28 protein-coding genes are annotated in these 23148 nt (G+C 61.2%); 27 read left to right on the forward strand and 1 reads right to left on the reverse strand.

All coding sequences use genetic code 11. The annotated features are described in order from the left end of the window. Positions 1-20 precede the first annotated feature (20 nt). The 10 genes from ACI3K0_RS07745 to ACI3K0_RS07790 all read left to right on the forward strand — a co-directional run bounded on the left by ACI3K0_RS07745 (position 21) and on the right by ACI3K0_RS07790 (position 6090). The gene (locus ACI3K0_RS07745) at positions 21-1226 is read left to right on the forward strand and encodes a phage portal protein (protein WP_404945216.1); all 1206 of its coding nucleotides are present in this window, start codon (positions 21-23) and stop codon (positions 1224-1226) included. A gap of 56 nt (positions 1227-1282) precedes the next feature. Beyond that, positions 1283-1573: a CopG family ribbon-helix-helix protein gene (locus tag ACI3K0_RS07750; RefSeq protein WP_148145553.1), complete on the forward strand. Its 291-nt coding sequence runs from the start codon at positions 1283-1285 to the stop codon at positions 1571-1573. After that, positions 1573-1881, forward strand: coding sequence for a type II toxin-antitoxin system RelE/ParE family toxin (locus tag ACI3K0_RS07755; RefSeq protein ID WP_183822617.1), 309 nt, complete (start codon positions 1573-1575; stop codon positions 1879-1881). Before ACI3K0_RS07750 ends, ACI3K0_RS07755 begins: the two co-directional genes overlap by 1 nt. A gap of 247 nt (positions 1882-2128) precedes the next feature. Then, a complete protein-coding gene (locus tag ACI3K0_RS07760; protein WP_183822615.1) occupies positions 2129-2455 on the forward strand; it encodes a DUF6107 family protein in 327 nt (108 codons plus the stop codon). Between the two features lie 10 nt (positions 2456-2465). Next, positions 2466-2627, forward strand: coding sequence for a hypothetical protein (locus tag ACI3K0_RS07765; protein ID WP_404945217.1), 162 nt, complete (start codon positions 2466-2468; stop codon positions 2625-2627). A gap of 148 nt (positions 2628-2775) precedes the next feature. After that, positions 2776-3381: an HK97 family phage prohead protease gene (locus ACI3K0_RS07770; protein ID WP_148145549.1), complete on the forward strand. Its 606-nt coding sequence runs from the start codon at positions 2776-2778 to the stop codon at positions 3379-3381. Next, a complete protein-coding gene (locus ACI3K0_RS07775) occupies positions 3378-4661 on the forward strand; it encodes a phage major capsid protein (RefSeq protein WP_183822611.1) in 1284 nt (427 codons plus the stop codon). The genes ACI3K0_RS07770 and ACI3K0_RS07775 overlap by 4 nt, the downstream gene beginning before the upstream one ends. Before the next feature lie 132 nt (positions 4662-4793). Next, the gene (locus tag ACI3K0_RS07780) at positions 4794-5363 is read left to right on the forward strand and encodes a head-tail connector protein (protein WP_183822609.1); all 570 of its coding nucleotides are present in this window, start codon (positions 4794-4796) and stop codon (positions 5361-5363) included. Continuing rightward, positions 5363-5695: a phage head closure protein gene (locus ACI3K0_RS07785; protein ID WP_394353638.1), complete on the forward strand. Its 333-nt coding sequence runs from the start codon at positions 5363-5365 to the stop codon at positions 5693-5695. The genes ACI3K0_RS07780 and ACI3K0_RS07785 overlap by 1 nt, the downstream gene beginning before the upstream one ends. Next, positions 5692-6090 carry a DUF3168 domain-containing protein gene (locus ACI3K0_RS07790; protein WP_183822607.1) on the forward strand — a complete coding sequence of 133 codons (399 nt, stop codon included), beginning with the start codon at positions 5692-5694 and terminating at the stop codon, positions 6088-6090. Before ACI3K0_RS07785 ends, ACI3K0_RS07790 begins: the two co-directional genes overlap by 4 nt. Here the strand turns inward: ACI3K0_RS07790 and ACI3K0_RS07795 are convergent. Beyond that, entirely contained in the window at positions 6071-7294 is a 1224-nt protein-coding gene (locus ACI3K0_RS07795) for an MFS transporter (RefSeq protein ID WP_183822605.1), read from the reverse strand. The genes ACI3K0_RS07790 and ACI3K0_RS07795 overlap by 20 nt on opposite strands. Positions 7295-7403: 109 nt before the next feature. On the opposite strand from ACI3K0_RS07795, the gene ACI3K0_RS07800 reads away from it, so the two are divergent. From ACI3K0_RS07800 to ACI3K0_RS07880, 17 genes are all read left to right on the forward strand, one after another. Continuing rightward, entirely contained in the window at positions 7404-7811 is a 408-nt protein-coding gene (locus ACI3K0_RS07800; RefSeq protein ID WP_183822603.1) for a phage major tail protein, TP901-1 family, read from the forward strand. Then, positions 7811-8173 (forward strand): gene transfer agent family protein, encoded by a 363-nt coding sequence (locus ACI3K0_RS07805; protein WP_183822601.1) that lies wholly within the window; start codon positions 7811-7813, stop codon positions 8171-8173. The genes ACI3K0_RS07800 and ACI3K0_RS07805 overlap by 1 nt, the downstream gene beginning before the upstream one ends. Positions 8174-8193: 20 nt before the next feature. Further along, positions 8194-8457 (forward strand): rcc01693 family protein, encoded by a 264-nt coding sequence (locus ACI3K0_RS07810; RefSeq protein ID WP_343062382.1) that lies wholly within the window; start codon positions 8194-8196, stop codon positions 8455-8457. 26 nt (positions 8458-8483) lie between these two features. Then, on the forward strand, positions 8484-9020 hold the full coding sequence (locus ACI3K0_RS07815) for a phage tail tape measure protein (RefSeq protein ID WP_183822599.1): 537 nt from the start codon (positions 8484-8486) through the stop codon (positions 9018-9020). 26 nt (positions 9021-9046) lie between these two features. Next, a complete protein-coding gene (locus ACI3K0_RS07820) occupies positions 9047-9685 on the forward strand; it encodes a DUF2460 domain-containing protein (RefSeq protein ID WP_183822597.1) in 639 nt (212 codons plus the stop codon). Continuing rightward, entirely contained in the window at positions 9682-10557 is an 876-nt protein-coding gene (locus ACI3K0_RS07825; protein WP_404945218.1) for a DUF2163 domain-containing protein, read from the forward strand. Before ACI3K0_RS07820 ends, ACI3K0_RS07825 begins: the two co-directional genes overlap by 4 nt. Continuing rightward, positions 10554-10997: an NlpC/P60 family protein gene (locus ACI3K0_RS07830; RefSeq protein WP_183822594.1), complete on the forward strand. Its 444-nt coding sequence runs from the start codon at positions 10554-10556 to the stop codon at positions 10995-10997. Before ACI3K0_RS07825 ends, ACI3K0_RS07830 begins: the two co-directional genes overlap by 4 nt. Before the next feature lie 327 nt (positions 10998-11324). Continuing rightward, positions 11325-15119 carry a glycoside hydrolase/phage tail family protein gene (locus ACI3K0_RS07835; RefSeq protein ID WP_404945219.1) on the forward strand — a complete coding sequence of 1265 codons (3795 nt, stop codon included), beginning with the start codon at positions 11325-11327 and terminating at the stop codon, positions 15117-15119. An 18-nt stretch (positions 15120-15137) separates the two neighbouring features. Next, positions 15138-15368, forward strand: coding sequence for a hypothetical protein (locus tag ACI3K0_RS07840; protein WP_183822590.1), 231 nt, complete (start codon positions 15138-15140; stop codon positions 15366-15368). Between the two features lie 107 nt (positions 15369-15475). Next, positions 15476-15739: a hypothetical protein gene (locus ACI3K0_RS07845; protein ID WP_183822588.1), complete on the forward strand. Its 264-nt coding sequence runs from the start codon at positions 15476-15478 to the stop codon at positions 15737-15739. A gap of 102 nt (positions 15740-15841) precedes the next feature. Then, a complete protein-coding gene (locus ACI3K0_RS07850; RefSeq protein ID WP_148145533.1) occupies positions 15842-16513 on the forward strand; it encodes a response regulator transcription factor in 672 nt (223 codons plus the stop codon). A gap of 28 nt (positions 16514-16541) precedes the next feature. Continuing rightward, positions 16542-17948 (forward strand): sensor histidine kinase, encoded by a 1407-nt coding sequence (locus ACI3K0_RS07855; protein ID WP_183822586.1) that lies wholly within the window; start codon positions 16542-16544, stop codon positions 17946-17948. A 228-nt stretch (positions 17949-18176) separates the two neighbouring features. Next, on the forward strand, positions 18177-18608 hold the full coding sequence (locus tag ACI3K0_RS07860) for a hypothetical protein (RefSeq protein ID WP_148145531.1): 432 nt from the start codon (positions 18177-18179) through the stop codon (positions 18606-18608). 194 nt (positions 18609-18802) lie between these two features. Further along, positions 18803-19984: a c-type cytochrome biogenesis protein CcmI gene (gene ccmI / locus ACI3K0_RS07865; RefSeq protein WP_183822582.1), complete on the forward strand. Its 1182-nt coding sequence runs from the start codon at positions 18803-18805 to the stop codon at positions 19982-19984. Further along, positions 19981-20505, forward strand: a complete 525-nt coding sequence (gene ccmE / locus ACI3K0_RS07870; protein WP_183822580.1) for a cytochrome c maturation protein CcmE — start codon at positions 19981-19983, stop codon at positions 20503-20505. The genes ccmI and ccmE overlap by 4 nt, the downstream gene beginning before the upstream one ends. Beyond that, the gene (locus ACI3K0_RS07875) at positions 20502-22490 is read left to right on the forward strand and encodes a heme lyase CcmF/NrfE family subunit (protein WP_183822578.1); all 1989 of its coding nucleotides are present in this window, start codon (positions 20502-20504) and stop codon (positions 22488-22490) included. Before ccmE ends, ACI3K0_RS07875 begins: the two co-directional genes overlap by 4 nt. 140 nt (positions 22491-22630) lie before the next feature. Further along, positions 22631-23086, forward strand: coding sequence for a cytochrome c-type biogenesis protein (locus ACI3K0_RS07880; protein WP_343062446.1), 456 nt, complete (start codon positions 22631-22633; stop codon positions 23084-23086). Positions 23087-23148: the final 62 nt, after the last annotated feature.

Genomic DNA, 23148 nt, shown 5'->3' on the forward strand with positions numbered 1-23148 from the left:
ACCCAAAAAGGATCACCGTAATGAAATCTCCTTTTCGCCTGCCGTGGCTTTCCACGGGGGAACGCAAAGCCGTGTCTGCAGATCAAGGGAAGGGCGGTGCGGCCGTGGCCGAGGTGAAGATGGCGGCGGGCGTCGCGTCCGCCTTTGCGGTGCTTGCCAGCGAGGGAACGGCGCATTGGTCCGGCAGGTCTTATGCGGCGCTGGCGCGGACAGGGTTCATGCGCAATCCGGTGGCATATCGGGCGGTGCGGATGATTGCGGAGGCTGCAGCCGCTGTGCCGTGGCCGGCTTACGAAGGTGTTGCGGAGGTTGCGGATCATCCGGCGCTGGCGCTGCTTCTGCGTCCAAACGGACGGCAGGGCGGACCGGATTTTTTCGAGGCGCTCTACGGGCATCTGCTCCTGTCCGGCAATGCCTATGTCGAGCCGCTGGCGATCGGCGGATCGTTACGGGAACTGCATCTGCTGCGGCCCGACCGGGTGAGCGTCGTCGAGGGGCGCGATGGCTGGGTGACGGGGTATGATTATCGCGCCGGCGGGCGAACGCGCAGGCTGGCGGCTGAAGCAGAGGATGGGCGGCTTTCGCTGTTGCACTTAAAGCTGTTTCACCCGCTCGACGACCATTCTGGCTTTTCGCCGCTTGTGGCGGCGGGGGCAGCACTCGATCTCTCCAATGCGGCGGCGGGTTGGAACAAGGCTTTGCTCGACAATTCGGCAAGACCTTCCGGCGCGCTCGTCTATCAGCCGAAGGATGGCGGCAATCTTTCGGCCGACCAGTATCAGCGGCTGAAGGACGAGTTGGAGGCAGGCTATTCCGGTGCCGTCAATGCGGGGCGGCCCTTGCTGCTCGAGGGAGGGCTAGACTGGAAAGCGATGGGGCTTTCGCCGAAGGACATGGATTTCATCGAGGCGCGCAATGGCGCCGCAAGGGATGTCGCGCTGGCGCTTGGCGTGCCGCCGATGCTGATCGGTATTCCCGGCGACAATACCTATGCCAATTACCAGGAGGCCAACCGCGCCTTCTACAGGCTGACCGTGCTGCCGCTGATTGCGCGGACTGCCGCGAGCTTTTCCGCCTGGCTGTCCGAGATCTACGGGGAATTACGGCTGGAGCCGGATCTCGACCGGATTGCGGGGCTGAGTGCCGAGCGTGAAGCGCTGTGGGCGCGGGTCGGGGCGGCGGGTTTTCTGACCGACGACGAGAAACGCGAGGCAGTGGGATATTGAGCGAATGGCCGCATGGGTGTAATTTGTAATACGTCGTATTACAAATGGAGGCTCCTTTGGCTGACAAAAAGAACGCCGACAAATCGGCCGACAAGCCGGTCCTGTCCGATCCGATCACGCTGCGTGTGCCGCAAGACATTCTCGAGGATATCGAGAGGATTGCCGAAACTGCCGATCGCAGCCGCAGCTGGGTGATTGTGCGGGCGTTGAAATATTACCTGATCAATGAGGGCAGCGATCTGCTCGAAATTAGGCAGGGGCTAGACGATGTGAAGGCCGGTCGCGTCCACGACGCCGAAGAGGTTTTTGCCGAACTTGAGCGCCTTTCTAGAGAAGACGCCGCCTGATGAAAATTCGCCTTTCGGATCGAGCTTTGGCCTATCTGAAACGTGAGCAGGGCTATCTGGCGAAATTCGATAAGCGTGTCGCTCTTGCCGTTGTTCGGCAAATCAGGGCCGCGACCAAACTGATTGGCGAGCATCCGCAGATCGGACCTGTCATCGATGGTGCTAAAGGGGTTCGGCGTTATATCTCCGCGCCCTACCAGATCGATTATCAAGAAGACGACGTGGGGATCATGGTGGTTGCCATTCGTCACGGAAGACAAGCCCCGAGAGAGGTCGAGGCAGAGTACCCGCAGTTCAAGCTCGACTGAGCGTTGAGAAGGCAGGTATCGGCTGCAGCTTTCAAGCTTCAGCCTCTCACGCAACCTCCGAAGCGTCGGACTCAACCTCTCAAGGCTTCTCTACAAGCGATTCTGAAAGTTGACCAATATCCGCCTGCGCTCGCGGTAACACGGCGCCGCAATTGTCCGAAGGTGCTGTGGGTACACGCCTTTCCGAGATGCGCCTGATTGGGATCTCGACTGACTGCCCCCCTCTCTAACCGACAAGGGATTAACTATGGCAGACCTTGGACATGATCCGGGCGCGATCATCGGCGTCTGGGCGGCGAAGACGGCGGGGGCTTTTGCAGGTGCCGGCGTGTCGCTGATCTACCTTCTGCCCAAAAGCAGGCGCGAGGCGGCGAGCCGGTTTGCGACGGGCGTGACATGCGGGTTGATTTTTGGCGGACCGACGGGGCTGTGGCTGGCAGAAAGGCTCGGCATTTCCGGCATGCTCTCGGGAGCGGAAACGATGCTGGCGGGGTCGGCTGCGGCGAGCCTCTGCGCCTGGTGGGTGCTGGGCGCGTTGTCGCGGGTGGCAGAGAGATATGGCGGTCGACGTTAGGTGGTCAGCTGTGGCTGCCACCACCGCCACCTTCATCGGTGCCGGTATACATGACCGCGTCTCCCAGGGCGTGATCCGCTCTTTCGAGGGCATCGGCCAGAAGTGGCTTTCGGAAAATGGCTGGTGGATGCAGGGCAAGGCCAACTGCTCCAGCTATCACTGCCGTGCCTGAGATGAGACCGAGTGCGATGAGCATCAACGTCTGCATGGCGCGCTCCATTCAAGGACCCGTGCTCCGAATATAGTGCGGCTCGCACGGGGCTTCAACTCAGCCAAGAGCGCACGCCGAGCCGTTCGCTAAGTTCATTCAGGAGATTTCCATGCACGCTTACCGCGGGCATCGCGCCCCCATGCGTATTCCTTTGCGCCCGACGGCCCGAAAATTCGCCAATCTGGAACTGGCCGGGATTACCGGCGACGGCACCTTTTCCGGTTATGCCAGCGTCTTCGGCGAGGTCGATCTCGGCAAGGACAAGATCGAGCGCGGGGCGTTTCTGAACTCGCTTGTCGCCCGCGGCGCGGATGGCGTGCGGATGCTTTACCAGCATGATCCGAACGAGCCGATCGGCGCCTGGAAGACGATCCGCGAGGATGCCCGCGGGCTTTTTGTCGAGGGCGTGTTGTCGCCGGGCGTGGGCCGCTCGCGCGAGGTGTTTTCACTGATGAAAACGGGTGCGCTGGACGGGCTTTCGATCGGGTTTCGGACCGTCAAGGCGCGCACCGATGCCAAGACAGGGGTGCGGCGCATCCTCGAAGCCGATCTTTGGGAAATTTCCGTCGTGACCTTTCCGATGCTGCCATCGGCCAGGGTTTCCGACGTCAAGCATGCCCGGTTCTTTCGAGATCGGGAAACAGAACTCGTCCGCCAGATGCGGCGGGCGGCGAAGATGATGTTCACCTCAAGCTTCAAGGGAAAATCGATATGACGGAGCAGGTTATGCAGGCAAACAAGGTGGCGCCCGAAGTGAAGGCCATACCCGAGACGGTAACGGCGGCTTTCGACGAGTTCATGGAGGCGTTCGAGGCCTTCAAGGATGTCAACGACCGCAGGCTCGGCGAAATCGAGCAGAAGCTGACATCGGATATCGTCACTCGTGACAAGGTCGACCGTATCAACCGGGCAATGGACGACCAGAAGAAGGTTCTCGACCAGCTTGTTCTGAAGAAGGCACGGCCGCAGCTCGGATCGGCCCGTGCCAATACCCATGGAGGAGCCGAGCTGTCGCCGGACGTGGCGGAGCACAAGGCCGCCTTCGATGCCTATGTCCGCCGTGGTGACGAGGCGGGGTTGCGCGAGCTGGAAGCCAAGGCGATGTCGGCAGGCAGCGGTGCGGATGGCGGTTATCTCGTGCCGGACGAGACGGATAGCGAGATCGGCAGGCGGGTTGCCGTCGTCTCGCCGATGCGGGCGCTTTCGACCGTGCGCACCGTCTCGACCGCGGTATTGAAGAAGCCGTTCGCGACGACCGGTCTTGCCACAGGCTGGGTGGCTGAGACAGCGGCGCGGCCGCAGACCAATGCGCCGCAGCTTGCCGAACTGTCGTTTCCGACCATGGAACTTTACGCCATGCCGGCGGCAACGCAGGCGCTGCTTGACGATGCCGCGGTCGATATCGAGGCCTGGATTGCCGGCGAGGTGGATATCGTCTTTGCCGAACAGGAGGGCGATGCCTTCATCCGCGGCGATGGCGTCAACAAGCCGAAGGGATTTCTGTCCTACACAGCGGTGGCCGACAGCGTCTGGACCTGGGGCAATCTCGGCTATATCGCGACCGGGGCCGCGGGCGCCTGGAAATCCACCGGACCATCGGACACGCTGGTCGACGCGATCTATTCGCTGAAGGCGGGGCATAGGCAGAACGGCACCTTCATGCTGAACCGCAAGGTGCAGGCCGATATCCGCAAGTTCAAGGACGCCGACGGCAACTACATGTGGCGCCCGCCGGCATCTGCCGGTCAGCCGGCAACGCTGATGGGCTTTCCGGTGGCGGAAGCCGAAGAAATGCCGGATGTGGCGGCGGGTTCGCTGTCGATCGCGTTCGGCGATTTCCGTTCGGGTTATCTGGTCGTCGACCGGGCGGGAGTGCGTATCCTGCGCGATCCCTATTCGGCCAAGCCTTACGTCCTGTTCTACACCACCAAGCGTGTCGGTGGCGGGGTGCAGAATTTCGAGGCGATCAAGCTGGTGAAGTTTGCGGTGAGCTGATGCTACCGCGAAGCGAATAGGGAGTGGCGAATAGCGAATGGAGGGGCGGACGCGACCGCTTTCTCCCATCGCTACAAGCCATCTCCCTATTCGCCACCCTCAATTCGCTATTCGCTTACCCAAGGGATTTCCATGACCTATGCACTGATCGATCCGCCACTGGCGGAACCGCTGACGCTTGCCGAGGTGAAGGCGCATCTGCGGCTTGATGGCGGTGAAGAGGATGCGCTTCTCCTGTCGCTGATCACGACCGCCCGCACGTTTCTGGAGAGCGAGACGGGGCTTTGCCTGATCGCGCAAAGCTGGCGGCTCTATCTTGATCGATGGCAGACGGACGGAGTGATCCCAATCCTCAAGTCGCCGCTGCAAGCGATTCTATCCGTTACGATTTATGATGCCGATGGCGCAGCCGTTGATGTTTCGCTTGAAGACCATCTGCTCGACGGTGTGGGGCGTCCGGCACGGCTCTGGCTGCGTGAACCACCTTCTCCGGGCCGGGCCGTGAATGGTATCGAGATCGATTTTTCGGCCGGTTATGGTGAGGCGGGAACGGATGTGCCGGACACGCTGAAACGGGCGATGCTGATCCATATAGGCCACATGTTCGCTTTTCGCGGCGTCATCTCGGCAGAGCAGCAGCCGGCCGGTGTTCCCGACGGCTACGAGCGGCTGATCGCGCCGTTCCGGATGCGGAGGCTCTGATGGTGGTCTTCTTCGACCCCGGCCAGATGACGGCGCGGCTGTTGCTGGAAGGCCCGGTCAGAATACCGGACGGGCAAGGGGGCGCGACGGTGAACTGGACCGAGACCGCCGCCATGTGGGCCAAGGTCGAACCGGTATCGGCAAGCCTTGCCGAACGGGCCGGTGCCGAGATCGGCACGATTACACATCGCATCTGGCTGCGGTTTCGCAGCGATGTTTCTGCTGGACAGCGTTTGCGCAAGGGTGCTCGGCTGTTTGCGGTGAAGCTGGTCCAGGACCCGGATGAGACCGGGCGCTATCTGACCTGTCTTTGCGAGGAGGGCGCGGGATGAGTGCGGCAAATGCACTTCTGAGTTCTATCCATTTGCGGCTTGCCGGCGATGCGGTGCTGACGGCGCTGATCGGGCCGGATGGCATTCGTGATCGCCTGCAGACGCGGCCGAAACTACCCGCAATCGTGATCGGCGAAATGGAGACCCGCGATCTTTCCACCGTGACCGAGGCCGGCGAGGAGCATCTTATCACACTGGAGGTCTGGTCAGAGGGAGACGGACGGCGGCAGGCACTGGAGATTACGGCGAAGGTGACGGCGCTGCTCGACAATGCGGATCTGGCGCTCGACGGTGCCCTTCTGGTGAACCTGCTCAGGATCAGTGCGCGAAGCCGTCGCGAGCCGAAGACCAGATATTATCTCAGCGAGATACGTTTCAGGGCCGTGACGGAGTGACGATGCTGGCCGTTCGGCGCGCTTTTCTGACAAGCGAGATCAAAAGGATGACCGAGCAGAGAGCGACAAGCGTGAGCAGGATTGAAATGATGAGTGCGGTTGACACCCCTGTTCGGTCAAGCAGGGCGGTAAACAGGATCGGGGCGATGGCGTTGGCGATATTCTGCGGCATCATCAGCCGTGACGCCTGACGGCCGTATTCGCTCGGCGAAAACAGCGCCAGCGGCAGCAATGCGCGGGCGACGACCAATATGCCCGAGCCGAAGCCGTAAAGTGCGACAAAGATCCAGAGGCTGACAGTTGACGGTGGCAACAGGAGAAGGCTGCTAAAGCCGGCAATCATCAGGCTGATCCCGCTGACCGAGGTGAGAAAGGGATTACCGTGCTTGCCGAGCAGCATATCGAAACCGCGTGCCGAAATGCCGAGCACGCCGCGTGCTGCGGCAAGCTGCAATGCGAGTTCAGGCGTGGCACCGGATTGTTGCAGCACTTCCAGAAGGGAAGGCGACAGGCCGAAGGTGACGAAGGAGGCGATTGCCGTTGAGAGCGCCACGAAGATGAAGGCTGCCTTTTTGCCGGCCGCAGTCAGCGGTACTGGTGCGGTGTTGGCCGATATGCGTGCGGTTTCCCGGGCGACCGGTTTCGGCAGGCCGAACAGATAGAGCGGCAGGCAGACGAAGACCTGCAATCCGGCGGCCCAGAGGAAGGTCGAACGCCAGCCGATCAGATCATGCAGCAGGTTGAGCAGCGGCCAGGAAATCGTCGGCGACAGGCCGGTGAACAGCATGAGAATGGCGATCGTGCGCTTTCCCTCGACGCCTTCGCGTTCGACCACGGCGGTGAAAGCCGGGGCATTGAGGGCAAGCGCTGCACCAAGACCGAGGATGATCCAGGCAGTTATGTAGCCGATCACCCCTTGTGCGCTGGCCAGAACGCAAAGTCCTGCGGCGAAGAACAGGGTTCCGATGGAAAGCACGCGTGAGGCGCCGAAACGCTCCAGCATCCTGCCCGTCAACGGGCTTGCGAAGGCGCTCGTGATCATCATGACGGATAGGCCCGCAAAGACGATCTCGTTTGCAAGGCCAAGATCCGAGCCGAGCTTGCGGCCGATCGCCCCGACTGCTTCGAATGTCGTTCCCCATCCGATCAATTGCCCAACGGCGAGGACGCTCACGGTTCTGACCGAACTGGGGGGATGAGGCATGGCGGGACATCGCGAAGGGAACTGGCGGTAACGGCTGTAGCAGGTCCTCGTAACAGCGGGAAGTGGCCTTTCGGGCGAAGACGACAACCAATCGAAAAGGAATGGTAGAATGGCAGCGCAGAAAGGCAGGGACCTGCTTCTGAAGGTCGACGATGGCGGAACGTTCATGACGGTGGCGGGGTTGAGATCGCGTCGTCTCGCATTCAACGCGGAGACGGTGGATGTAACGGATGCGGAAAGCGTCGGGCGCTGGCGGGAATTGCTGGGCGGCGCGGGTGTCCAGCGCGCATCGCTGACAGGCGCCGGGATATTCAAGGATCAGGCGAGCGATGAAAAGGTAAGAGCCGCCTTCTTCGCCTCCGCGATCTTGAACTGGCAGGTCGTCGTTCCGGGTTTCGGTACGATCGCCGGTCCGTTTCAGGTGAGCGCTCTCGAATATTCCGGCGAGCATAATGGCGAGGTGCGCTTTGAACTGGCGCTTGAATCCGCCGGCGCAATCACCTTCGGTGCGCTGTGATGGCCGGGGCGACGATAACCGGCAGCCGGGCCAACCGGCACCGCGGCGAGGTGGAGGCGGTGCTGAACGGCGAGCGTCGTATCCTTTGCCTGACGCTGGGCGCATTGGCGGAACTCGAGACGGCATTTTCCGCGGAAGACCTGAACGGGCTGGCGGCGCGTTTTTCCTCCGGCAGGCTGAAGTCCGCCGACATGATCCGTATCATTGGCGCGGGCCTGCGCGGCGGCGGAAATCTGCTTTCGGACGACGAGGTGGCGGCAATGAGCGTCGAGGGAGGGATCGCGACCTATGCCGGTATCGTTGGCGACCTGCTGACAGCGACCTTTTCCGGGCGCGGGGAGGGTGCTGCAGCAAACCCTTGAATGCCGCAGCGGGAAAGAATGTGCGTCACGACAGGGCAGGCGCGTCGGCGCCATTTCCCTGGGACGTGGTGATGCATGTCGGCTTCTACCTGCTGCGGCTTTCTTCACGGGATTTCTGGGCGCTGACGCCGGTGGAATTCCTTCTCATGACAGGTGCCGCGCGGCCACGCGAGATGGCGGCTGGCAGGGCCGAACTGGATGCGTTGATGCGAGCGTTTCCGGATGTGGGCGTCGGCGCAGCAATGTCTGACCTTCATCCTGGTCCTCTCCCCGCAGGCGGATGAGGAACTGTGGCTCACGGAGAACAACAATGGAAAACGACGATACGGATGTCTCTGCAACGCTTGCCGGTGCAGAGGCGCTTTCGGACGTGATGGCGGATCTGGAGGCCAGGTCGCAGCGGTTCGGTACGGCGCTGACCGGTGCGCTGAGATCGGCAACGACCGGCAGCAAGGGGCTGGAGGACGTGCTGCGCGGATTGGGCAACCGGCTGACGGATATTGCGCTGAGTGCCGGCCTGAAGCCGCTTGAAGGCCTGCTCGGAAATGCCGTGGGATCGCTGATCGGATCCGTGACGCCGTTTGCCGATGGCGGGGTCGTACGGGCACCAAGCTATTTTCCGATGAATGGCGGCACCGGCCTGATGGGCGAGGCGGGGCCGGAGGCGATCTTGCCGTTGAAACGCGGACCGGATGGCTCGGTCGGCGTGGCTTCGGCTGGCGGCGGGGCAGGGCCACAGATCGTTTTCAACGTGACGGCGACGGATGTCGCGAGCTTTCGCAAGAGCGAGGCGCAGGTTTCGGCCATGCTCGCACGCAGCGTGATGCGTGGGCGCAGAGGGCTTTGAACCGGACACTTTAGGGGGAAATCGGCATGAGCGGGTTTCATGAAATACGTTTTCCGTTGCGATTGGCGCTCGGCGCGAGCGGCGGGCCGGTGCGGCGCACGGATATCGTCAATCTCTCGAACGGGCGGGAACAGCGCAACCAGCGCTGGCGCGATAGCCGCCGCAGCTATGAGGTCGGATCGGGTATCCGCTCGCTCACCGATCTTTATGCAGTGCTGGAGTTCTTCGAGGCGCGGCGGGGGCAACTGTATGGTTTTCGCTTTCGCGATCCGGTGGATTGGGCCTCCTGCTCACCGGGCGGGGTAGTGTCCGCAAACGACCAGATCATCGGCACCGGCGATGGCGTGACAGCCGTGTTTCAACTGGTAAAGGCCTATCAGGATGCGGGTGGCAGTTGGACGCGGCGGATCACCAAGCCGGTTCGGGAGAGCGTGCTGGTTGCCGTGGAAGGCGTGGCTGTCACGGATGCGACCTATACGGTCGATGCGACGACCGGGATGGTGACCTTTGCTGCGGGGCATGTGCCGGTGGCCGGCGCGCTGATCGAGGCCGGATATGAATTCGACGTGCCGGTGCGTTTCGACATCGACCGGATCGACGTCAACCTCGCGCATTTCGATGCCGGGCGTATCCCGACCATTCCGCTGACGGAGATATTGGCATGAGGACAATCCCGCAGGCGTTCAAGACGCATCTCGACGGGCAGGCGACGACGACCTGCCATTGCTGGCGGGTGACGCGGCGCGATGACGTCGTGATCGGTTTTACCGACCACGACCGCGACCTTAGTTTCGACGGTACGAATTTTCTGGCGGCGAGCGGCTTTGAAGCGAGCGAAAGCGAGCAGGCCGCAGGACTTGGCGCGGAAGCTGACGAGGTGGCAGGTGGGTTTTCAAGTGCGGCGATCGAGGAAGAGGATCTGGCGGTCGGACGATATGATGGTGCCCGGGTGGAACTGTTTCTCGTCAACTGGGCCGCGCCGGATGAGCGCATGCTGCTGAATATACGCGAAATCGGGGAGGTCGTGCGGGCCGGCGGCCGGTTTCGTGCGGAGCTGCGCAGCATGGCACACCGGCTGAACCAGCCGCAGGGCAGGCTTTACAATCGCCGTTGCGACGCGAGCCTGGGGGATGGCAGGTGCAGGATGAATCTTGCCGCCTGGCGTGGCGAAGGATCGGTCGTCGAGATGATCGACAGAAGCAGGTTGCTCGTATCGGGGCTGTCCGGTTTCGCCGATGGTTTTTTTCGGCAGGGCAGGGTCGTGTTTTCGTCAGGCCTTTCCGCCGAGCTGGATGGACATGGCAGGCGCCAGGACGGGACTGCTGTCCTTTCACTCTGGTTGCCGCTGGAAGAGGAGGTCGAGCCGGGCCGGGCATTCACCGTGACGGCCGGCTGCGACAAGACGTTTTCAATGTGTCGGGAGCGTTTCGCCAATTCGCTGAATTTCCGTGGCTTCCCGCATGTGCCGGGTTCGGACTTCGCCTATTCCTATGCAGACGGGGAGCGGGTCCATGACGGCGGCCCGATTTTCGAATGACGGGGCCGGGTGATCGGATCGTCGCGCTGGCGGAAAACTGGATCGGCACGCCCTATCGCCATCAGGGCGCAGTAAAAGGCGTGGGCTGCGATTGCATCGGCCTGATCCGTGGCGTCTGGCGCGAGCTTTATGGCCAGGAGCCGGAAGTCGTACAGCCCTATGCGCCGGACTGGGCCGAGCGCAGCGGCGAGGATAGACTGATGCAGGCCGGGCGGCGATTGTTCGGACCGGCCTTGCCATTGGCAGAGGCGAGGCCGGGAGATCTGCTTCTGTTTCGCTGGCGGCCGGATTGTGCGGCAAAGCATGCCGGTATTCTGGCTGGGTCGACGCATTTCATTCACGCCTATGAAAAGGCTGCGGTGATACGCTCAGCGCTGGTGGCTTCATGGCGGCGCAGGATTGCGGCCGTGCATCGCTTTCCGGAAACCCGGATTGATTGAAAACGGCTGTCAGTTGGCGTATATTGTCGGAGTGGTGAGCGCGGTTGCAGCCCCGCCCACCGTTTTGCTTATCTATTGAAATGTACCCGGACGGTCATTGACCAGCCCGTCCGGGTTACTCTCCAGATAAGTGTAAGGCTAATCGGCCGAAGCTTCATAACTTTACCTCCATGTTCGAAAGCAGGGCTTCTGCCGAAGTCAGCGTAGCCAACCTTCGCTGATGCGCCGGGCTGGCTCGGCGCGTGCTGCTTTTGCTCTCAAACATACACACGCTATCACAATTTTAGCGCGCATCCAGTCGTAAGGGCCGGTGCGTGGGGAGAGATCATGGCTACTCTTCTTTTTCAGGCCGCGGGCGCGGCGCTCGGCGGTGTTCTTGGTCCCATCGGCGCGATTGTTGGTCGGGCTGCTGGCGCTTTGGCCGGGAGTATGGTCGATCGGGCCTTGATCAACGGAAACACTACAATTTCGGGCGTAAGGCTCGGTACGGCGCGGATTCCGGGTGCCGATGAGGGGAGTGCGATCAACCGGCTTTATGGCACGGCGCGGATCGGCGGTACGCTGATATGGGCGACGCGTTTCGAGGAGGAGGTGACGAGTGAACGCACCGGTGGCAAGGCGACGGGCCCGCGTATCGAGACGTTTCGCTACTTTGCCAATTTCGCCATCGGGTTGTGCGAAGGGCCGATCGCTTCGGTGAGGCGTGTCTGGGCCGATGGCCGGGAAATCGACCTGACCGCGATCGAAATGCGCGTCTATCGCGGCGACGAGGAACAGCTGCCCGATCCGCTGATCGAGGCGAAACAGGGAGAGGGATTGGCGCCGGCCTATCGCGGGCTGGCCTATGTCGTCTTCGAAAGGCTGCCGCTCGATGCGTTCGGCAATCGTATTCCGCTGCTGCAGTTTGAGGTGTTGCGACCGGTTGGCAGGCTGGAGGCGCAGATCCGGGCGGTGACAATCATTCCGGGGGCGACGGAGCATGGCTATCAGACCGGTGAGGTAACGGAGAGCACCGGTGAGGGCAGCGGCCGCATCATCAACCGGCATACGACGACGGCGCTGACCGACTGGCAGGCCTCGATCGATGAATTGCAGGCGCTTTGCCCGAACCTTCAGCGGGTGGCGCTGGTCGTTTCATGGTTCGGCACGGATCTCCGTGCCGGGCATTGCCGGATCAGGCCGGGTGTCGAAGTGGAGGCGCGGCGCGATGAAAGCGATCCCTGGTCGGTAGCGGGCATCGGGCGAGGTGAGGCCTACCTAGTCAGCCGGCGCGACGGCGCGCCTGCCTATGGCGGTACGCCGAGCGACAGGAGCGTCAGGGCGGCAATCGCGGATCTCAAGGCGCGTGGGTTGAAGGTCTATCTCTATCCGTTCGTGATGATGGATGTTCCGGCTGGAAACGGTTTGCCCGATCCTTATGGCGGCAGTGAACAGGCGGCCTATCCCTGGCGGGGCAGGATCACCTGTCATCCTGCCCCGGGAGAAGCCGGGTCGGTGGACCGGACGGCGGTTGCTCGGGCCCAGGTGGAGGCCTTCAGCCAAGACAGCGAAGGTTATCGTCGCATGGTTCTGCATTATGCGGATATGGTGGGCGATGCGGGTGGTGTAGACGGCTTTATCATTGGCTCTGAACTGCGCGGGCTGACGCAATTGCGCGATGAGGCGGATCGGTTTCCCTTTGTTGATGAACTGGTCGAACTTGCCGGGGATGTCAGGGCGAGGGTCGGAGCGGAGACGAAGATAACCTATGGTGCCGACTGGAGCGAATATTTCGGCTATCATCCGCAGGACGATAGCGGCGACGTTTTCTTTCATCTCGACCCGCTCTGGGCCTCTCCGGACATCGATGCGGTTGGCATCGACAATTACATGCCGCTCGCCGACTGGCGCGACGATGACCTCATAAAGCGTAACCCGGATGGCTTTGTTGCGCGCGACGACGTGACGGGGATGGCAGGGCAGATTGCAGCCGGTGAAGGGTATGACTGGTATTATGCCAGTGAGGCTGACCGGCAAAATCGCCTTCGCTCCCCCATAACCGACGGGCTGGCGGGCAAGCCCTGGGTCTTTCGTTACAAGGATATCGAAAGCTGGTGGTCTAGTCTGCATTTCGACCGTGTAGACGGTGCGGAGCGGACGACGCCGACGATCTGGATGCCGGGACAGAAGCCCGTGTGGTTTACCGAACTGGGATGTCCGGCAGTGGACAAGGGCGCCAATCAGCCGAATGTCTTCGTCGATCCGAAATCGGCAGAAAGCAATCTGCCGTACTTCTCTTCGGGTGGAAGATCTGACAGCCAGCAGCGGCGTTTTCTTCAGGCGCACCACGATCATTGGCAAGGCAATACAGCACCGCAGGGCATGGTCGATCCGGACCATGTTTTTGTCTGGACATGGGACGCGCGCCCGCAGCCGGCCTTTCCGGATGACCTGTCGTTCTGGAGCGACGGCAGCAACTGGCGGACCGGGCACTGGCTTAACGGGCGTATTGGCGGCACCACGCTTGCCGATGCGATTGCCGCGATCCTTGTTGACCATGGCATCGAGGATTTCGATGTTTCCGCGGTCAGCGGTGACCTGACCGGTTTCGTGCAGGCGGACCTCACTTCGGCGCGGGCCTTGATCGAGCCGCTGATGGAGGCCTTTCAGATCGATGCGGTCGAGGACGGCGGACGGATACGGTTTCGCTCGCGATTGGCCTCGAGCCTTGAACCGCATGAAATCAATGTTCTGGCCGATATCGAGGATGAACCGCTATGGACGGAAAACCGGGGGCACGACAGCGATTTCCCTGCCGAGACCGCATTGGGTTTCTTCAATCCGGTGCTGGACTACGAGCAGGCAAGCGTGCGCTCGCGCCCGGTTGTGGCCGCAGGCAAGCGGGTGCTGGGCTACGATCTGCCGGCGACGCTTTTTGAGGAGACGGCGCTTGCTGCGGTTGAAGCTGCCCTGCGGGCAAACCGTATTGCCAGGCGGACCGTGAATTTTGCGATTTCACCGGCCGACCAGGCAATCGGGACGGGTGACGCGATCCGGCTCGTTGATGGGCCTGATGGGATATTCGTGGTTGAGCGTATCGAAGAGGGCGCGATCCGCCGGATCGAGGCGAGCCATCATGTGGCGGTGCCGCCTTCCGGTTCGCATGTGGCGACCAGCCGGGGCCACACAAGCGGCGGAGGCGTTTCCGATGCCTTTCAGCCCCTCCTGCACTTCATGGACCTTCCGCGCCTGACCGATGCCGCATCGGAAAGTTTCGCCTGCGTTGCCGGTTACTGCCGGCCGTGGCGGCGCATGGTGATCTCCTCCTCGGCAACCAGCGAGGCATATCGCACACGGGTGACGATTGATCGCCCTGCACGGCTCGGGTCGCTGTATTCGCCGCTGCGGCCCGGCGTCTCTGGCCGGTTCGATCATGCGAATGTACTGGAGCTGGATCTTCATTTTGGCGGGCTGGCATCGGTCGATGAAGTCGCGGTTCTTTCCGGCGAAAACCGGATCGCGGTGAAGGCGCAGAATGGTGCCTGGGAAATCATTGGCTTTCTGTCGGCGCAGGAAATCGCGCCAAAACGCTGGCGGCTGTCCGGTCTGCTGCGGGGGCTTGCCGGCACGCAGGATGCGACTGGGGCCGGTGCCGTGGCTGGCAGTCCGTTTGTCGTGCTGGATGAAGCGGTGGTGTCGCTTGGGCTTGGCAGCGAGGAACGCGGGCGGTCGCTGAACTGGCTCGTCGAGAGCCTTGGCAGCGGTGGCGGTCAGGCCGGACCTCGTGTGTTTACGGGTGGTGAGCGCGCCGAAACTCCGTTGGCACCTGTGCATCTTTGGGCCGACAGGAGAGCTGATGGAGACATCGTCATAGGCTGGACACGATGCGGCCGGGTGGACGCAGATGGCTGGGAGGCCTTGGACATCCCGATGGACGAACCACAGGAGCGATATCGAATCGATCTGATGGCACATGGCGATGTGGTGAGGAGCGTTGAAGTGACTGAGCCGTCCTTTTCCTATGCCGCAGAAGACGAGCTTACCGATTTCGGTGAACGGCAAACAAGTATCGATTTCGCAGTCAGGCAGATGGGACGCGCGGCTCCTTTGGGCATTCCTGCGCGATCTTCGATCAATCTTTGATAACAAGGAGATGAACAGATGGATTTGATGAAGAACTGGTATCAGTCGAAGACGATCTGGGGCGCCCTGATTGCTGTTGCGGCCTCCGCGCTACAGCTTGCTGGCCTTGAGATCGGGGCTGCGGATCAGGCGGAGCTGGCCGATATCGCAGTGACGCTTACGGGGGCGGCGGGTGGCCTTCTGGCGCTTTACGGACGCCTTGTGGCAACCGGCTCAATCGGTGGAAAAGCCCCCTCCAGGCCATCCTGAAGGGGAGGATTACGGAGCATTCATTTGCCATTCAGCCGTCATCCGATACATAATCCATAACATGCATTGGACATGACCTTTCGTCGGTTGAGTGGAAACAGGTAAACATGGCGCGACTGCCGATCATAGCGATTTTGGCTGCCGGCACTGCATTCGCAGCATTGCCTGGGAAGCCTGCGACTGCTCGAGACTATCTCGTTCTTGTTGCGGGCGACTGTGGCACAGCCGCCTCGCGCGTTGTCCGTGACACTGGTGGACAGCTTCTGTCGGCCCAGCCGTCCTCGGATGGCCAGACCTGCATTGTGACGGTCCTTGTGCAGGGCAATGGCAGCGAACGGCCGCGCAAGGTCACCGTCCGGGTGCCGATGTAGGCGAGGTATACTAGACATCAGCGCCTTTTTGGATCCGAAACCGGGTGCGGTTTTCGGGTTGATGCGCTAGATACTTGCAAGATTTTATGCAGGGGACGGTTCATGCGCATTCTCGTGGTCGAAGACGACGTCAATCTCAATCGCCAGCTTTCGGACGCATTGAAAGAATCCGGCTATGTCGTCGATACCGCATTCGACGGCGAGGAGGGTCATTTCCTTGGTGATACGGAACCTTACGACGCGGTGATTCTCGATATCGGCCTGCCTGAAATGGACGGCATCACGGTCGTTGAGAAATGGCGTTCCAACGGCAAGGGCATGCCGGTCTTGATGCTGACGGCGCGTGATCGCTGGAGCGACAAGGTGGCCGGCATAGACGCCGGTGCTGACGACTATGTGGCAAAACCCTTCCATGTCGAAGAGGTGCTGGCGCGAGTGCGGGCGCTGATCCGTCGCGCGGCTGGTCACTCGTCGTCAGAGATCGTCTGTGGCCCGGTACGCCTCGACACCAAGGCTTCCAAGGCAACGGTCGATGGCATTGCCCTGAAGCTGACCTCCCACGAATTCCGCCTTCTGTCCTATCTCATGCACCACATGGGCACGGTCGTATCGCGAACCGAACTGGTCGAGCATATGTATGACCAGGATTTCGATCGCGATTCCAACACGATCGAAGTGTTTGTCGGTCGACTGCGCAAGAAGATCGGTGTTGATCTGATCGAGACCGTGCGTGGGCTTGGCTACCGGATGCAAGCGCCGGCCGATGCCCAATAGTCTCCCCAAACAGCCTCCGAGCCTTGGCATGGGAGGATTTCGGTCACTCACCGCACGCGTGCTTCTGCTTGCGACCGCATGGTCTGCCGTAGCGCTGGTGGTGATCGCGATCGTCATCTCGCAGCTCTACCGGCAATCGTCGGAGCGGGCTTTTACCGATCTTCTGCGTGCGCAGCTCTATAACGTCATCAACTCGATGACGATTGGTGAGGACAACAAGCTTTCGGGCAATCCGCAACTCGGTGACCTGCGTTTCTCGCAGCCGGAGACTGGCTGGTACTGGATCATCGAGCCGCTCGGCACTTTCGCGGCGACACCGCTTTCTTCGTCTTCCCTCGGGACCTCGAACATCAAGGTGCCGACCATTCTGAGCGTGCCGTTCAACAATCGGTACGAACGGTTCTACCGCACCAATGATGCTTTCGGGAATACGGTGCTCGTGGCCGAGACCGAAGTGGTTCTCGACGGCGAAGGGCGTGCGGCGCGGTTTCGCGTTTCGGGAAATCTGGCCGTCGTGGAAGATGACGTGCACGGATTTTCGCGCAATCTCTATATCACGCTTGCCGTGTTCGGCGTTGGCAGCCTGATCGTCAATGGCCTGGCGATCCTTTTCGGCCTGTTGCCGTTGAAGGGCGCACGCCGTTCACTGGAGCGGGTGCGGCGCGGCGAAGTCGAACGACTGGAGGGACGTTTCCCTCGCGAAATCATGCCCTTGGCCAACGACATCAATGCGCTGATCGAAAGCAATCGGCGTATCGTGGAGCGTGCGCGCATGCAGGTGGGAAATCTTGCCCATTCGTTGAAAACACCGATTGCAGTGCTGCTCAACGAAGGGCGGCTGGGCGAGAAGGTGCCGTCCGATCTGGTGCGCTCCCAGGCCGAAGCGATGCAGACCCAGGTTCAGTCCTATCTCAATCGCGCCCGGATCGCGGCCCAGCGCGACTCGCTTCTCGCCAGAAGCGAGGCCGAACCGGTGATGGAGCGGTTGGTGCGCGTCATGCGCAGGTTGAACCCGGACACGAAGTTCCATCTTTCCGTTTCACCGCCGTCATTGGCGGTGGCGCTGGAACAGCAGGACCTTGAAGAGACGGTTGGCAATCTTCTGGAGAATGCCGCGCGTTTTGCCAAGACCGATATCTGGGTAGCGATCGCTCCGTCGTCTCCGCCGCCGGGTTCCGAAGGCGAGGCTGCCCGAAGGGCATGGGTAGAGCTGATTGTAGAGGATGATGGTCCCGGTCTCGAGCCGGAGCAGATCACCATAGCGATGAAACGCGGAAAACGGCTGGACGAAAGCAAGCCCGGTGCCGGTCTCGGCCTTTCGATCGTCAGTGAAATCGCCTCTGAATACAATGGTACTTTCAATCTGGACCGTGGTGCGCACGGAGGATTGCGAGCAAGACTTCTGCTGCCCGGCGTGACCCGTGACGCAGCCTGACGCCGCTCATGAAACCTGTGGCCAATGAGCAACTGCTAAAGACTTGCTGTCATATCTTCTGGACGATCGCATCGCCTGCTATATCATTGAAGTGAAAGGCGGACGAACAAGGCTCTGCAACGGTCTCGATCAACCTAGCCAGGGAATTATTTCCCAAGGCGGGCGGAGATGCTGATGTGAAGACCTCGTTTTCTGCCGAGCATGCAAGTCGGAGACCATAAGCAAGCGATGCGCCCCACGAGCTTTTCAACCGTGCTGTTGACCCTTTGCGGAATAGCTGTCGTTTCCGGCTGCACGTCGACGTCGCGTTCTGCGGCCGGTGCGCGAGGGCTCTTGTCTCCAAAGCCGTCTGCCTCGGCAGGCTATATTACCGCCCTGCAGGGCGGTATCGTTGGGCGTAGTGGTGCAGAGCTTTCATCCAGCGACCGCTCGCGCGCATTGGAAGCTGAATACCGTGCTCTGGAAGAGATGGCCGGCGGGCAGTCTGTTCAATGGAAGGGCGATAACGCCAACGGGACGGTCGTCGCCAACGCACCTTACCAGGTAGGCGCACAGAATTGCCGGCAATACCGGCACACGGTTACTGTCGACGGTCGGGACATGCTCGCGAGAGGCGCCGCCTGCCGCAATTCCGACGGGACCTGGACGCCGCTCAACTGAATTCGTGTCGGATATGCCCGCACGGATTCGTGAATTTGATACAGGTCATAGTAGTCGATAGACATTCCCATCAGTCTTGAAACGTTCTAAAGACCTGGCCCGTGGCGTGGCCATGGGCCACGGAGATCTCTCAAATTCACGTCAACGGCATGGGACCGATTGGAATGTCACCGCCGTTGCAGTAATTGGCGAACATGATTTTATGGATCCTTCTTGCGCTCATGACGGCAATCGTCGCTGCAGCGCTGCTTTATCCGCTCTATCGGCGTCCCGAGGCCCTTGCGCCTGACAATGCCGGAGAGATCGAGGTCTATCGTGACCAGATGAAGGAACTCGACCGGGATCGTGCCGGCGGCCTGATCAGCGCCGAGGAAGCCGAATATGCGCGCGCCGAGATCGGTCGCCGGTTGCTGGCCGCTGCGGGTAAGGAAAATGTAGATGCTGCGGACGCGGTAAAGACGAGCGGATTACGCAGGATGGCGATCGGTATCGTGACTGTCGCGCCGCCTGCTATCGGGCTCTGTCTCTACGTCATGCTGGGCAGCCCAGGTTTGCCCGATCAGCCGCTGGAAGCGCGGCTGGCGAACCCAGGCAATGACATGTCGCTGCTGGTGGCGAAAGCCGAGCGGCATCTGGCGCAGAATCCGAACGATGGTTCCGGCTGGGATATTCTGGCTCCGATCTATTTCCGCACTGCACGGCTTGGGGACGCCGAACTTGCTTATCGAAATGCGATTCGCTTGATCGGACCCAGTGCGGCACGTCTGTCGGGCCTCGGCGAGACGCTGGTCGTTGCCAATGATGGTATCGTGACCGAGGACGCCCGCTCTGCCTTCGAGCAAGCGGTTCGGCTGGAGCCGGGTGATGTGCGCGCGCGCTTTTATGTTGGCGTGGCACAGGAACAGGCCGGCAAGGCGACTGACGCGAAAGCGACCTTCGAGGAGATCGCCAAGGCTTCGCCCCGAGATGCTCCGTGGATGGGCCTGATCAACGAACATATCGCCAAAAATGGCGGCACCGTTGCGGCACCTGCAGCGCCGCCTTCTCTGGGCGGCCCGAACGCTGATGATGTAGCCGCAGCGCAGGATATGTCGCAGGGTGATCGCCAGGACATGATCCGCGGCATGGTCGACAGCCTCGCATCAAAGCTGGAATCGGATCCGAACAATATCGAGGGCTGGCTGAGGCTGGTAAGATCCTACATGGTGCTCGGCGACAGGGAGAAGGCTGAAGCCGCCTTGAAGACCGGGCTGGAGCATTTCCCCGCCGATGGAAACGAGGGCAGACAATTGATCGCGCTCGCACAGGAAATAGGACTGTCGGCCGAAGGCGCGGCAAATCCGGGAGCCACCCCCAAGATGGGAGTAACCCAATGACGCGCAAGCAGAAACGATTGGCCGTAATCGCCGGCGGCATGAGCTTTATCATCATCGCCGTCTTCCTCGTGATGTTCGCCTTCTCGCAGTCCGTCGCTTACTTTTTCATGCCGGGCGATCTGGCCACGGCCAATCTGCAGCCTGGAACCCGCATCCGGCTCGGCGGTCTGGTGGAGGATGGATCGGTGAAGCGCGGGCAGGGGTCTACTGTGAGCTTCACCGTGACCGACGGCAAGGCGACCGTGCCTGTGAGCTATACCGGCATCCTTCCCGACCTGTTCCGCGAGGGGCAGGGGGTTGTCACCGAAGGTTCCTTCGATGCCGCGACGCATGCTTTCGTGGCTGACAGCGTGCTTGCCAAGCATGACGAGAACTACATGCCCAAGGAAGTTGCTGACCGGCTGAAAAAGGATGGTGTCTGGGAGGACGGAACCGGCAAGGGCATGGCGCCGGCCAAGGACGACCAGAGTAAGAAGGCTGGAGCCAAAAGCGGACAGGTTGTCGGGAGCACCACGCCATGATCGTCGAGATCGGCCATTTCGCGCTGGTACTGGCGCTTGCGACCGCAATCATCGTCTCGCTCCTGCCGCTGATCGGCGTGCATCGGCGTGACGCTAGCATGATGGCGGTGGCGACGACCGGTTCGCTCGTCATGTTCGGCCTCGTGGCGCTGTCATTCGCCGCGCTGACCTGGGCCTATGTCGTTTCCGATTTTTCGGTGAAGAACGTCTGGGAGAATTCCCATTCGCTGATGCCGCTGATCTACAAATATTCCGGCGTCTGGGGCAATCACGAGGGCTCGATGATGCTCTGGCTGCTGATCCTCGTTTTCTTCAGCGCGCTGGTCGCCGTCTTCGGCCGTAATATTCCCGAAACGCTGAAAGCCAATGTTCTGGCCGTGCAGGCCTGGATCAGCCTGGCCTTCCTGCTGTTCATCCTTCTGACCTCCAATCCGTTCCTGCGCCTCGATCCGGCGCCGGCTGAAGGGCAGGATTTGAACCCGATCCTGCAGGATTTCGGGCTCGCCATCCATCCGCCGCTTCTCTATCTCGGTTATGTCGGCTTTTCCGTCTGCTTCTCCTTTGCCGTGGCGGCGCTGATGGAAGGCCGCATCGATGCGGCATGGGCACGTTGGGTGCGCCCATGGACGCTCGCCGCATGGACCTTCCTGACCGCCGGCATCGCCATGGGCTCCTACTGGGCCTATTACGAACTCGGCTGGGGCGGCTGGTGGTTCTGGGATCCGGTCGAAAACGCCTCCTTCATGCCCTGGCTTGCCGGCACGGCCCTCCTGCATTCGGCACTGGTCATGGAAAAGCGCGAGGCCTTGAAAATCTGGACCGTGCTTCTCGCGATCATGACCTTTTCGCTATCGTTGCTCGGTACCTTCCTTGTGCGCTCCGGCGTGCTGACCTCGGTCCATGCGTTTGCCACCGATCCGTCGCGCGGTATCTTCATCCTCTGCATTCTGGCGATCTTTATCGGAGGAGCGTTCATGCTGTTTGCATGGCGAGCGCCGACCTTGAAGGCTGGTGGCCTGTTCGCGCCGATATCGCGAGAAGGTTCGCTGGTGCTGAACAACCTGATCCTGACGGTTTCGACTGCGACCGTCTTGACCGGAACGCTCTATCCGCTGGTGCTGGAAACCCTTACGGGTGAAAAAATCTCGGTTGGTGCACCGTTCTTCAACATGACCTTCGGCCTGTTGATGCTGCCGCTTCTGATCGCCGTGCCGCTCGGACCGATGCTTGCCTGGAAACGGGCTGATCTTTATGGGGCGCTGCAGCGGCTCTGGGTTTTCGCCGGCCTCGCGCTGCTTTTAGGCCTGCTGCTCTGGTATATGCAGAACGGCGGCCCGGTCCTTACGATCTTCGGACTGGCAATCGGTTGCTGGGGCATGCTCGGCGCGATCGCCGACCTTTGGTATCGCGGCAACTTCGGTAAACTGCCGGTGATGACCTCGCTGCGCCGCTTGAAAGGCCTGCCGCGCTCGGCCTGGGGCACGGCATTCGCCCATTTCGGCCTCGGCGTGACCGTTGTCGGTATTGTTGCCGCATCGGCTTTCAGCACCGAACATGTCGTCGAGATGAAGCAGGGGCAGACGGCGGACGCCGGCGGTTATTCGCTGACCTTCGACGGTTTTCGCGAAGCTGTCGGCCCGAACTTCACCGAGGAGCGGGGGCATTTTGCGGTGAGCTCCGGTGGCGCTGTGGTCTCCGATGTCTGGTCGTCCAAGCGGCTTTATACAGCGCGTCGCATGCCGACCACGGAAGCCGGCATCCTGACCTTCGGGCTTAGCCAGCTCTATGTCTCTCTCGGTGATCCTATGGATGGCGGTGGCATCGTCGTGCGCATCTGGTGGAAGCCTCTGATCCTGTGCATCTGGGGCGGCTGCCTGATCATGATGGTCGGTGGTTTCGTGTCTCTGTCGGATCGACGCTTGCGCGTGGGCGCACCGTCGAGGAAGGCCAAGCAGGTCAAGGCTGTGATGGAGCCGGCGGAATGAATTGTCAAAACCCCTCCCCAACCCCTCCCCACAAGGGGGAGGGGCTTTATGGCCCTGCCCTCGACTCTAGATCCGGGCAAGACGGTGCCACGGGTTTTCTCCCCCCTTGTGGGGGAGATGGCCGGCAGGCCAGAAGGGGAATTATCACCAAACTCCTGATCGCTCTTTTCCTCCTCCTCACCCCCATCCAAGCCTTCGCCGTCAATCCGGACGAGGTGTTGAAAGATCCGGCACTCGAACAGCGTGCGCGGCAGATTTCGGCGCAGTTGCGCTGCATGGTCTGCCAGAACCAGTCGATCGACGACAGCAATGCCGAGCTTGCCAAGGATCTGCGCGTGCTGGTTCGCCAGCGGCTGACCGATGGCGATACGGACAAACAGGTCGTAGATTACGTCGTGTCGCGTTACGGCGAGTTCGTGCTGCTCAATCCGCGGCTCAGCAGCAAGACGATCATTTTGTGGTCCATGCCGATCGGACTTCTGATCGCGGGTATTTTCGCTCTTGTCATTTTTGTCAGGAGCAGGCCTGCGCGGCGTCCTTCCGAGGTGTTAAGTGCCGAAGAGAAAGCCAAAATCGACGAACTGCTCGGCAAGTAGGTTTTGGACCACGGGCCGGATATTTCGAAATATTACGAACATTTCATGCTCTAGCCACCTGC

The organism is Rhizobium sp. ZW T2_16, from assembly GCF_044987325.1.
Lineage (GTDB): Bacteria > Pseudomonadota > Alphaproteobacteria > Rhizobiales > Rhizobiaceae > Neorhizobium > Neorhizobium cellulosilyticum.